This is a genomic window from Fontibacillus forbon, assembly GCF_046559655.1.
GTDB lineage: Bacteria > Bacillota > Bacilli > Paenibacillales > Paenibacillaceae > Fontibacillus.
Genome location: NZ_JBKGFV010000003.1, coordinates 634,930 through 646,903, shown reverse-complemented (window position 1 = coordinate 646,903; position 11,974 = coordinate 634,930). Strand labels below are relative to the sequence as shown.

Sequence of the window (11,974 nt, the reverse complement as noted above, 5' to 3'; positions counted from 1 at the left end):
TTCAATAAACTACAGAGGCCGGACTTATCATGTTGAAAAGCCCGGCCATCCGCGCTGTAATATCCCCTAGTTGTCTACGCGAGCCAGCACTTCATCCTGGAGACGGGCCAAGCGCGCTTTGGCGTCCTCATTCGATGTGCCGCGAACGGCGAAATAGAATTTGATCTTCGGTTCCGTTCCCGAAGGACGAAGGCAGAACCACGAGCCGTCCTCCAACAGGAATTTCAGCACGTTTTCTTTAGGCAATCCATCCAGCCCTTGCGAATAATCGAGCACTTCCGTAACCGCAATTCCCCCGATGCTTTGCGGAGGATTGCTGCGGAAGCTTGTCATAAGGGCACCGATCTGCGCCAGTCCGTCCTTGCCTTTCAGCGTCCGCGATGCCAACGTCTCACGATAGTAACCGAAGTCTTGATACAGCTCCTCCAACACATCGATCAGCGTTTTCCCTTGACGCTTATAGTAAGCGGCGGCTTCGCAAATCAACGTGGAAGCAACGATCGCATCTTTGTCGCGGGCATAGTTCCCGGCCAGATATCCATAGCTTTCCTCATAACCGAATAAATAAGTATAGTCGCCCGATTGTTCGAATTCGTTCATCTTTTCGCCGATATATTTGAAACCGGTCAGCGTATTGAATACCGTCGCCCCGTAATGGCGGGCAATAGCGGCACCAAGTTCGCTGGTAACGATCGTTTTTACGACCGCGCCGTTTGTCGGAAGCTTACCCGTTTCTTTCATTTGACTCAAAACATAATGCACGAGAATGGATCCCGACTGGTTACCGGTTAAAATTTCATACTCGCCATTGGCGTCTCTCACCACCGCACCCATCCGGTCCGCATCGGGATCCGTACCGATAAGAATATCCGCGCCGACCTGTTTGCCAAGCTCGATCGCCATTTTAAACGCTTCGCGCTCCTCCGGATTCGGAGATTTGACCGTAGAGAAATTGCCATCCGGCTGCTCTTGCTCCTTAACGATATGAACCTGGGTAAACCCGATCTTCTGAAGCGCCTGACGAACTGGCAGATTGCCGGTTCCATGCAGCGGAGTAAATACAACAACGATGTCTTTGGCTGCGCCTGAAGCCATTAGCTCACGGTTTACGCTCGTAGCCGCCACCGTCTCCACAAACGCCTCATCTTCCGCTTCTCCGAGCCAAACCAGCAGCCCTTTGGCTTCCGCCTCTTCACGGCTCAACCGCTTCACTTCGGCAAGCGAGGTCAGCGCCTGAATGTTGCCGATTACGCGTTCAGCTTCATGAGGCACCAATTGTCCGCCGGAAGCATTGTACACTTTGTAGCCGTTATATTCCGGCGGATTATGGCTAGCCGTAACCACGATGCCTCCGGTTGCATTTAAGCTGCGCACCGAGAAGGACAATTGCGGCGTCGGACGAAGCGACGGGAACAATTTGGCGACAATGCCGTTGCCGGCCAATACAAGCGCCGCTTCTAAAGCAAACTCAGGAGAGAAATGACGGCAGTCATGCGCAATAACCACCGAAGGCTGGCCTGCCTTGCCGGCATGCTCCTCCAGTATATATTTTGCAAAGCCCTGCGTAGCCCGGGCAACCGTATAACGGTTCATCCGGTTGCTGCCTGCGCCGATCACGCCGCGCAGCCCGCCTGTACCAAACTCCAGATCCCGGTAAAACCGGTCTTCGAGTTCTGCCTGGTTGCTTTCCAAAGCACGCAGTTCTTGTTTTGTCGGCTCATCGATGGAAGGATCGTTCAGCCAGCTATCCACTTTTTCTCTAATGCTCAAATTCTGTTCAGTCATGGTTTCAAAAGTCCTCCTAACACAAAATTAATATCACATATAAGATGAACAGGAGAATATGATGCTGGCAAGGGAGTAAAATGATTCCGAAGAAACGGAGTGTTCGCCTTTGTTTCCGGATTTCCACCCTATTTGATCTTACATAATCAAGAAATCTGGAAACAACAGCGATCGCAGGAACATTTTACGTACTTGCCCTAATACCCATTTCAATAGTTCATCTTATATAAAAACTCTAAAACTCAGGATAACGCAAACATAATTTCGCCTTCTGCGACAATTTTATCATCGACTTTGGCGACGGCTTGGCCTTTCCCGATTGAGCCCTTCATACGGGTAATCTCCACTTCCAAACGAAGCTGATCGCCCGGAACCACCTGTCCGCGGAAACGGAATCCGTCCATGCCCGCGAGAAAACCGATCTTTCCCCGGTTGCTCTCCACATTCAAAATCGCAGCCGCCCCCACCTGGGCCAAAGCTTCGGCAATCAATACTCCCGGCATTACCGGATAATCGGGAAAATGGCCTACAAAAAACGGCTCATTGATCGTTACGTTTTTGATCCCGACAGCCCTCTTGCCGTCCTCCATTTCCAAGATCCGGTCCACGAGCAAAAATGGCGGACGGTGCGGAATGATTTCCTGAATTTGTTTGATATCGAGCATTATGTAATACCCCTTTCCAATTTTCTATAATCTGCAAGTTGAATTGCTTTCTAGGCTTAACAAACTTTCAAATCCGTATAAAAGGTAAGGCAGACGGTCACACTGTAATTATCCTTCGCGTCTGCAGAAGCGAAGGTTAAGATAAGGGGCTTATCCGCAGGCGGTTCCTACCGCATACGGATAAAGCCCTTTTGATTTTCATCCTGGTGCACAGTCCCCCATCATTATACATTTTATGACCGCAAAAAGAAAACTCCCGATTCCGGGAGCCATCTATCAAATCATTCAGTTTCTTCCATTATATACATAATCATTTCCGTGATCTAAGTCCTCCTCAAGGAGCGAACACTAGATCGAATACATGCCGCCAGGTGCTCCATTCGAACACGCCGCTGATGTCCTGCTTGCCCAAAACCACAAAGCCGACAGCCGTACCGCCGACAAGTGCAAGAACAAGAAACAGAAGAACCAGTACGATTCGCAGGAGAGTGATCCACCCGGACCGTTTTTTCACAGCCGGGCTATTCTCTTCGGTCATGACTGTCCACCTACCCGCGCAAGTTATTAGCCAAGCCCATCATGGTCTCACTGGACGAGAGCGCTCGGGCCGCAAGCTGATAAGCTCTTTGCACCTGAAGGATTTCAGCCATTTCATCCGTCAAATTGACGTTAGAGCTCTCGAGAGCCCCTTGCCGAATCTGGGCTTGCTGATTCGCCGGTAACGAAATCGTTTCACTCAGCACGTCCGCTTCAATCGCCCCTGCAGCAAGCACGAACATATTCCCGTCGACCGGCTCCAAAGCATCCGGCCGGATCGGAGTCATCAGTTGAATCCGACCGAGATCGGTTACTTCTTCCCCGTCCACGGCACGAATATTGCCCTGGCCGTCAATTTGCAGCTTAGAACCGGCTGGAACTTCAATCGGTTCTCCATCGGCATTTAACACGAAATGACCCGAATTATCGACCAAATAGGTGGATTCCGCATTTCCCGGATCCTGTTGGAGATGAAAGTTACCCGCCCGGGTGTAAGCAATCCCGTTTTCGGTCAACACCGTAAACAGCGCATTCCCTTCGATGGCAAGATCCGTAGGATTGTCGCTTTCTTTAATCGAGCCTTGACTAAAATTGCTCGTAATCGACGTCATTCTGGAACCGAATCCAAGATCAAAACCGGAAGGCGTTGCCCGGCCGGCCAGCTTCATCTTGGAAGTCTGCTCTTGAACGCGGGTCAATGTATCTTCAAAGGACGCTTCCTTCCGTTTGTAACCGACATTGTCCAGATTGGCGATATTCTCGGAAAGCACATCCAGACGCTGTTGTATCCCGTTCATTGAAACCATGGCACTAATCATGGAGTTGTTCATGCGGCACCTCCTAAGTTTAAACTTGGTCTATACCCGTCCGATTTCATTTACCGCTTTATCCAAGCTCTTATCATAATATTGAATAATTTTCTGGTTCGATTCATAAGCGCGCTGTGCAGCGAGTAAATCCACCATCGCCTGCGCGGTATCTACGTTCGAAGACTCCAGATAGCCTTGACGCACCGCAGCTTCATCCTCCACGGCAAGTCCGACGCGAATGTCTGCGACTTCCGGATCTTCAGCCCGGTAAACGCCATTGCCTTCACGAACCAGTTCCTGCGGGCGGTTCACTACGGCAACTCCTAGCTTAGCCGCTACCGTCGGCACGCCATTATCATTATATACCAGATTTCCAAGCGCATCACTTTGAAGCTGATTGATCGACAAGCCAGCAGGCAGAACAATCGGATTCCCATCGTCGCCGAGCACGCGCTGCCCCTGCGATGTCCGCAGTTCACCCGCGGCATTCACGGTGAAATTGCCATCGCGAGTATAACGCACCTGATCATTGTTATCCAGCACACTGAAGAAAGCTTCAGGACGGTAAATAACCTCTCCATCTTCGTTAACATATTTGCCGGAGTCATCGAATGGGATCGGTTGGCCGGTAGCCGGGTCGTTCAGATTCAAACTGGACAGCAACCCGAAATTGGACGCTTTACCCGTTTCCCTCAAATCGCCCTGTACGTAAGAGGCCAGGCTTTCTTCCGCAAATACGCCGGTCGACAGCTTTCCGATGCGTTTCGCGTTTCCTGATTCCTTATCGCCTACGAGCGAAATTAGCATATCCGGAAAAGAGTGGCTGACGGCATTGACCTGCTTATAGCCCGGTGTATTGATATTGGCGATATTTTGCGTTACCGTATCATGCCGGCGCTGCTGCGTTATCATGCCGGATGCTGCGGTATATAGTCCTCTTAACATGGGCAAACCTCCATACTCGACTCATCTATTTCAACCGCAAGAAACACGGTGATCTATTCGTGATAAATACGTCCCAACACATATCTAACCTATATATCGGCGTATTAGAATTTTTTCTTAATAACCCGGTCCAAATTGTCCAGCATAATGCCTGTCCCCTTAACAACGCAATGCATCGGGTCCTCGGCGATCAATACCGGCACGCGGAGTTCCTGAATCAGGAGCTCGTCCAAACCGTTCAGCAGAGCGCCTCCACCCGTCAAAATAACGCCCCGGTCGATGATGTCGGCGGACAATTCGGGCGGAGTGCGCTCCAGCACTGATTTAGCCGCAGTAACGATTGAAGATACGGGATCGGTCAAAGCTTCCTGAATTTCGGCGGAAGTAACGGTGATCGTGAGCGGCAGCCCCGATACCATATCTCTTCCCCGAATATCCATTTCCGCAATACGTCCCGAAGGGTGTACCGTTCCGATGCCGATCTTGATATCTTCCGCGGTCCGTTCCCCGATCAACAGCTTGTACTTCGTTTTAATATATTTGATAATGGCTGCATCAAACTTGTCCCCGGCAATTTTAATGGACGAAGCCGTGACGATGTCTCCCATCGAGAGCACCGCCACATCCGTCGTCCCGCCGCCGATATCCACAACCATGTTACCGCTTGGTTCAAAAATGTCCATTCCCGCGCCAATAGCCGCAGCCTTCGGCTCTTCTTCCATAAAGACCTCTTTCGCGCCGCTATGCTCTGCCGCTTCGCGAATCGATTTCTGTTCGACCGAAGTAATGTTGGTAGGTGCGCAGATCAAAATACGGGGGTGACTGTACCAGCTTCTACCTCCCACTCGGTCAATAAAATATTTGAGCATCGTTTCCGTAATTTCAAAATCGGCAATAACTCCGTCGCGCAAGGGACGAATCGCAATGATATTACCCGGCGTACGGCCAACCATCCGTCTCGCATCTTCACCTACGGCAAGCACGCGTTTGGCGTCGCTGTCGATCGCTACGACTGACGGTTCGTCGAGGACTACTCCCTTTCCTTTGACATGAATCAGCACATTGGCTGTGCCCAAATCAATACCAATATCCTTGCTCATCATCACGATGCTCCCCCAGAACGTATTTTAACAAATATATGGTAAAAGCTTCACCCGAATTGCGGAGCCGTTCATTCGACAAATGGCTGCAAAAACCCCTCAAAATCCGGGAAATGAGATATATATCCACAATCTTATACCATATTTAAAAATACCATACTTTGGGGGAGGTGTTCAATCACATTCCTCCGGGATGCCAAACATATTATATACCCGCTAACGCGCCGAGCTAATCACCTCCCGTTTGGATTGGCCTTTTTTCTTATACTTGATCTTTGTTGCTTCCCCTCCGCGAAGGTGTCTGATCGACTTATGGTATTCGAGAATGTGCTTGACCTGGTCCGCCAAATCCGGATTAATCTCCGGCAGACGCTCGGTTAAATCCTTATGCACCGTGCTTTTAGATACGCCGAATTCTTTGGCTATGGTCCGAACCGTATGCCGAGTTTCCACAATGCAGCGACCTATTTTAATCGTCCGTTCCTTGATGTAATCGTGCACGCTCCCGCCTCCCTACTCGAGATAGTTTGGTACATTATATGAGGGGCGTGCCCATATATTCTTTGTTTCCAAGCCTGACAAGCCCGGGCGAGGCCAATTATTTTGACAAGGGCTCCTTGTCCACGAAGAAAAATCCGTGATTATAAAAGGAATTACAGGTGGCCCGACAACGAAAAAAAACAAGCGGAGAGCCTGCACCCTCCGCTTGTTTTTCGTTATGCTTATTCGTGTTTCGGCAGAACGTTAGCCGGATTGATCAATTCGCCATTTTCATACACGGCGAAGTGGACGTGATTGCCAAGATCCTTTTCCATCTCGTTACGACCGGCTGTTGCAATAAGATCGCCTTGTTTCACCTCGGCGTCCTTTTTCACTTTTACATCCGTCAAGCTTTCGTATACGGTTTTCAAGTTGTTGGCATGCGTAATTTCAACTACAAAACCGAGCAAAGGAACTTCTTCCACGCGGGTTACTTTACCGCCCATAGCGGCCGTAACTTCGAATGCCTGATTATCCTTCCGCGCCAGGTCGATCCCGGTATTCGCGATAAAGGTATCGTTGTACTGGACAAGCGCGGCTTCATGATCTTCCGCACTGGCTTCATTGTCATAAAACGGCTTCACGACGGACACTTCTGCAGCATTGGCTACCGGCCATGCCAGATCTTCGGCGGTCGCGACGGTTTCGGCAGCGTTGTCTTTGCCGTTCTCCTTCGCGGCGTCTTGCCCCAGCAGATCTTCTCCCGGCTGCTCTATGGAATCCGTTACACTGGCAGGTGTGGAATCCATCGGCTTTTGGCTGGCATCCTGGTAGACCCACACTAAGGTTAGTATAATTGCCGCTGCTGCCATGTACGCTGCCGGGTAAACCCATCTCTTGGACAATACTTTTTTCCACTTGGATACCGGTACTACCGGCTCTCCCATTGCAATTTTAGGAGATTCCTCATGGGGTTTCTTTTTGTTGTTTTGTTCATTCATTGCTCATCACCTCAGTAACAGTGTTACCGGGGTCGAAGCTTTTATACTTCGCTTATACTATTTTTCAAAAATTTAAAGAGATATCTTAAATTGCAGGAAGCCTATTTCAAAAGACGTTCCGCCTGTTGAAAGGTGATCCCGGTATAATAGTGTTTGAGAATTTGAGTGGTAGTGTATCCTTTTTGGGCCATGCCGTTAGCTCCCCACTGGCTCATTCCCACGCCGTGACCGTAGCCATAAGTAGTAATTTCTACGTTGCTTCCGTCCTGCCGGATTTTGAACTGGCTGGAGCGCAGCCCCAGCTTCTCGCGAATTTCACGGCCTGTATAAACCGCGTCCCCTACCTGAATTTCTTTTACCCGCTGTCCGGAGGTGAAAGAGATTGTCCGAAAGAGGTTGACGGAGGAAGCGTTCTTCTTCCCGCCCGCCGATACCGGCACCGCCGGAACGGTCTGTCCGAGTTTTCGAAAAACATCATTAAGAGAGAGAGTCACTGTCTCTTCATTATTAGGATTGGCTAGACTGTCCCAAGGACTGGGGACACTGCGGAGATAAGGGACTCTGACCGACCAATACTCCTCCGAATTTTCCGTATACCCCCCGCTGGCTGAAAAAAAAGAGGCCGTAATCGGCTTACCCTGATATGTCATCACGATACCGCGCGTTTCTTGAACGGCTTGCTCCAGCTTGGCGAGTTTTCCGCCTTTTCCGTTCTTTGCCCACTGTTTCAGCGTTTTTTGAGGCAGATACGCTTGATGATCCACGGTATCCACGACGTCCGCCTTGCCGCCGGGGACGCCGCTTACGTCACCGGCAGCAAGACGGCGGACGATAAAGGTGCGGGCCGCGATCGCCTGCGCCTTGAGCGCTTCCAGCTCGAAGTCCGCCGGCATCTCGGCGGCCAGCACGCCGGTCACGTATTGCTCGAGCGGCAGGGTTTCCACGGCGCCGGTGTCCGTGAGGTACACGCGCACCGGCGTTTTGTCCGCGGCGGCTGCGGCGTCCGCCGGGAGAAGCCGCTCCGCGCCCGCGCCGCCAGCGGCCCCGGGCGGCTGCGGCGGTGCCTGCGCGGCCGCCGGAGCGGCAGGCGCCGGCGGCGGGCCTGCGCGCCCTGCAAGCAGCGCGGGCAGCAGCACCGCGAGCGCGGCCAGGGCCGCCAGCCCGGCTGCGAGCGCCGCGATGCCCTTCCTTCTTCCGCGGTGGCGGAAGGAGGAAGGGCGGCGGCCCCGCGCGCCGGGTGAGACGCGCACGCGCAGCGGCGTCTCGCCGTCGGTTGGGGCGGCCCCAGGCGCCCCAATCTCCACGCTGCGCTGCGCGGGAGCTCCTTGCCGCGGCTGGCGCAGCGCGCCGCGCCCCGAAACCGCCCCGGGATCTCTATCCATTCCCGGAGTTGCCTCTCCCACCTTCCTCCCGCCCACTTTGACGGTGATTCTATGATTTGTGTCCCCCTTGTTCAACGATCCCCATTTCTCGTTCATTTGAAAGTTACCCCCATCCGGATTCATGCTGCAGCGTGTGAATTACCTGCTGACAAGCTTCTTCATATCCTAGCGTTTCGAAAGGTTATACCTAATGCTCGATATACTTATAGATATGAGTTTTGATCATCTGCTAGAACCCGGTCGAACAAGAGGTTTACAGGATTGTGAACCAACCGACACAGTTTATTCATAGGAACCGGATTAGAAACGAACATACCGTTTCAATTCATTTCATATATATGGGGTGTTAAAACGCTTTCTTAATTTATTGCAACAAAAAGACCATACCCCGAACGGGCATGGTCTGCGTTTTCTAAATTATTTAAGCCCAGCTAGGCTGAATCTTAAGCAGCGGCAGGTCCTCTTGTACGGTGACGGATACTTTCCCCGCTTCCTGTGCGGATTCTTTCCCTTCCGCAATGCGCCAAATATCGGCGCCAAGTCCGGACAATTTCTCCGCCAAGTGTACATAACCGCGATCAATATGATGCGTACCGCTTACTTCGGTCGTTCCGTCAGCAACCAAGCCGGCAATGATCAGGGCAGCTCCTGCTCTCAAATCCGTGGCGCATACTTTCGCGCCGCTCAGTTTAGCTCCTCCGGTTACGATCGAACTGCGGCCTTCCACCTTAATTTCCGCATTCATCAAACGGAACTGATCCACATGCATGAACCGGTTCTCGAACACGGTTTCCGTAACGACGCTTGTGCCCTCAGATACGAGCAGCAGAGCCATCATTTGCGACTGCATATCCGTCGGGAATCCTGGGTATGGCAAAGTTTTGACATCCACGGCTTTCAACGGTTTATCGGCGATAACGCGCACTCCATTTTCGTAGATATCCACACGGACGCCCATCTCTTCCATTTTGGAAATAATCGGGCCGAGATGATCGGCGATCGCCCCTTCCACGAACACGTTTCCTCCGGTCATGGCTGCCGCGATCATAAAGGTGCCCGCTTCAATACGGTCAGGTATCACGGTATGCTCCACGCCGTGAAGTTTTTCGACGCCTTCGATCCGGATAACGCCGGTGCCGGCTCCGCGAACTATTGCACCCATGCCGTTCAAATAATTTGCCAAATCCACGATTTCCGGTTCCTTGGCCGCATTCTCGATGACGGTTGTTCCTTCAGCCAATGTGGCTGCCATCATAATGTTTTCCGTCGCCCCTACGCTGGCTACATCCAGATAAACCTTGGCGCCGCGCAGACGGCCTTGGGATCTGGCTTCAATAAAGCCCTGTCCCAGATTGATTTCTGCACCCATCGCTTCAAAGCCCTTGAGGTGCTGATCGATCGGTCTTGTACCAATAGCACAGCCACCAGGCAATGAAATTCGTGTATAACCCGTACGGGTCAGCAAAGGACCCATGACAAGAAAAGACGCCCGCATTTTCCGCACCCATTCGTACGGCGCTTCACAGGAGGCGATGGTTTGTGCATTAACCGTAATGACTTCACGGTCATATGTAACGGTCGCTCCTAGCGATTCCAATACTTTATTAATGGTCATCACATCATCCAACGGAGGTGCGTCGCGTATCACGCTTACGCCTTCCTCACCCAACAAGGATGCTGCAATAATTGGCAGCACTGAATTTTTAGCTCCGCTAACTTTAACGTTCCCGGCCAAAACATTGCCACCGCGGACGATAAATTTGCTCATCTTGGTTCCCTCCGCGCGTTCATTTTCACCATTTTCCCTAAATTTCATCATATCACCGGTCATTTGAGGCGCACAAGGCTCTAAACCTGTCGAAAAGTCGAGATATACCGAAAAAACGGCACTCTCTCCAAGCCAGGGTCTGCTTAACGTATCGTAGTCCTTATTCACCATTGTTGACACTTGTGTTTGATGTTATTCGACATTTTCCCTCGTCCGTATAGTCTAACACACTTATAACCAAAGACTTAGGAATTAAAACATATAACGCAGCATTTGCGTATAACCCCAATACTCCAGCACGAAGGCGGCGACAAATCGTCCCAGAACGACGGACAGCAGCAAATGAAGCAACTTGCCCTGCGCTCCCTTCGGATGGCGGATGAATAAATCCAGCTTGAGGTTTTGCAGCGCCCACCATGACAGGGCGATACATGCGAGTGATACGAGGATCGCCGTAAGGCCGTTTACCCCGACCGAGATGTCGACCGGATTCACATGAACTTCCTCCCCGACACGATATATTTATGCCGCAGACACCCAATCGGTTAATATAAGTCCCCTAAATATATCGGATAAAGTAATGTAAAAATATAGACCCTATATATCATACTTGCCAGCGTGATAATAATCCAGCATTTCTTTCACTTGCAAAGGCTTCCAATATCATCTATTATTCATTTTATTCAATTTTTGTATCCCGAGGAAAGGAATGAGTCCAATCATGATTGCCGAAATCATCGTCTACACGTTGGCTGACGCCAAAATTGCGGCTTCTTTCGGGGCCAATCGTCTGGAAATAATTACATCCCCCGCAGAAGGCGGCTTAACCCCTTCTCTCGGACTTGTTCAGATGATCCGGGAGCAAGTGGATGTCGATCTGCGCGTGATGATCCGCCCGCATAGCCGGAGCTTTTGTTACGATGAAGAAGATATCCAGACCATGGAACGCGATATCGAGGCATTTCGTGCTATCGGCGCTTCCGCATTCGTCCTTGGAGTGCTAAAGACCCAGGGTTCCGTTAATGAAAACCATCTCGGCCGATTGTTGAAGGCCGCTGACGGATTGCCCGTAACGTTCCACAGAGCCTTTGATGAAACGCCCGATCTGGAACAGGCATTTGCCGTTCTAAGCCGCTATCCGCAGGTCACTCACGTACTCACTTCAGGCGGGAGGCCTTCCGTGCTTGAGGCGGCCGGGATGATCCATCGGCTTCATCAACTTGGCGAAAAAAACGGGCCGACAGTGCTTCCGGGGGCCGGACTCACGCCGGACCTGTTGGAAGACTTCCTGAAGGAAACAAATGTGCATGAGTTTCATATGGGTTCCGGTGTGCGCAGGAACGGAAATATCATGCAGCCGATCGATCCTGACAAACTGGCCCGGGTTCGCGAAATTGCAGACCGTTTCCAATAAGGTTGTCTATAATATGTTCGTTACGATCGGCAGCAATTCCTGCCATAGGACAATAATCGACATTATCCACGCGAATTAATTGCTCCTT

The 11,974-nt window shown here is 51.3% G+C and carries 12 protein-coding genes; 1 reads left to right on the top strand and 11 read right to left on the bottom strand.

Translation table 11 applies throughout. The features are described from left to right. Positions 1 to 66 precede the first annotated feature (66 nt). The 11 genes from ACLB09_RS15005 to ACLB09_RS14955 form a co-directional block, all read right to left on the bottom strand. Positions 67 to 1,785 (bottom strand): phospho-sugar mutase, encoded by a 1,719-nt coding sequence (locus ACLB09_RS15005; protein ID WP_410770636.1) that lies wholly within the window; start codon positions 1,783 to 1,785, stop codon positions 67 to 69. A 242-nt stretch (positions 1,786 to 2,027) separates the two neighbouring features. Next, on the bottom strand, positions 2,028 to 2,450 hold the full coding sequence (fabZ, locus tag ACLB09_RS15000; RefSeq protein ID WP_410770635.1) for a 3-hydroxyacyl-ACP dehydratase FabZ: 423 nt from the start codon (positions 2,448 to 2,450) through the stop codon (positions 2,028 to 2,030). A gap of 334 nt (positions 2,451 to 2,784) precedes the next feature. Beyond that, positions 2,785 to 2,988 carry a DNA-directed RNA polymerase subunit beta gene (locus tag ACLB09_RS14995; RefSeq protein WP_410770634.1) on the bottom strand — a complete coding sequence of 68 codons (204 nt, stop codon included), beginning with the start codon at positions 2,986 to 2,988 and terminating at the stop codon, positions 2,785 to 2,787. A 10-nt stretch (positions 2,989 to 2,998) separates the two neighbouring features. Further along, positions 2,999 to 3,817 (bottom strand): flagellar hook-basal body protein, encoded by an 819-nt coding sequence (locus ACLB09_RS14990; protein ID WP_410770633.1) that lies wholly within the window; start codon positions 3,815 to 3,817, stop codon positions 2,999 to 3,001. A gap of 27 nt (positions 3,818 to 3,844) precedes the next feature. Next, positions 3,845 to 4,741: a flagellar hook-basal body protein gene (locus tag ACLB09_RS14985; RefSeq protein WP_410770632.1), complete on the bottom strand. Its 897-nt coding sequence runs from the start codon at positions 4,739 to 4,741 to the stop codon at positions 3,845 to 3,847. Positions 4,742 to 4,845: 104 nt separating this feature from the next. Continuing rightward, on the bottom strand, positions 4,846 to 5,844 hold the full coding sequence (gene mreB, locus ACLB09_RS14980; protein ID WP_410770631.1) for a rod shape-determining protein: 999 nt from the start codon (positions 5,842 to 5,844) through the stop codon (positions 4,846 to 4,848). A 213-nt stretch (positions 5,845 to 6,057) separates the two neighbouring features. Then, complete coding sequence (spoIIID, locus tag ACLB09_RS14975) at positions 6,058 to 6,342, bottom strand: sporulation transcriptional regulator SpoIIID (RefSeq protein ID WP_114497259.1); 285 nt, start codon at positions 6,340 to 6,342, stop codon at positions 6,058 to 6,060. A 221-nt stretch (positions 6,343 to 6,563) separates the two neighbouring features. Then, a complete protein-coding gene (locus ACLB09_RS14970; RefSeq protein WP_410770630.1) occupies positions 6,564 to 7,322 on the bottom strand; it encodes a peptidoglycan DD-metalloendopeptidase family protein in 759 nt (252 codons plus the stop codon). A gap of 101 nt (positions 7,323 to 7,423) precedes the next feature. Further along, on the bottom strand, positions 7,424 to 8,800 hold the full coding sequence (gene spoIID, locus ACLB09_RS14965) for a stage II sporulation protein D (protein WP_410770629.1): 1,377 nt from the start codon (positions 8,798 to 8,800) through the stop codon (positions 7,424 to 7,426). A gap of 325 nt (positions 8,801 to 9,125) precedes the next feature. Next, positions 9,126 to 10,472, bottom strand: coding sequence for a UDP-N-acetylglucosamine 1-carboxyvinyltransferase (murA, locus tag ACLB09_RS14960; protein WP_410770628.1), 1,347 nt, complete (start codon positions 10,470 to 10,472; stop codon positions 9,126 to 9,128). A 252-nt stretch (positions 10,473 to 10,724) separates the two neighbouring features. Beyond that, positions 10,725 to 10,967 carry a DUF1146 family protein gene (locus ACLB09_RS14955; protein ID WP_410770627.1) on the bottom strand — a complete coding sequence of 81 codons (243 nt, stop codon included), beginning with the start codon at positions 10,965 to 10,967 and terminating at the stop codon, positions 10,725 to 10,727. A 214-nt stretch (positions 10,968 to 11,181) separates the two neighbouring features. On the opposite strand from ACLB09_RS14955, the gene ACLB09_RS14950 reads away from it, so the two are divergent. Continuing rightward, entirely contained in the window at positions 11,182 to 11,886 is a 705-nt protein-coding gene (locus ACLB09_RS14950; protein WP_410770626.1) for a copper homeostasis protein CutC, read from the top strand. Positions 11,887 to 11,974 lie beyond the last annotated feature (88 nt).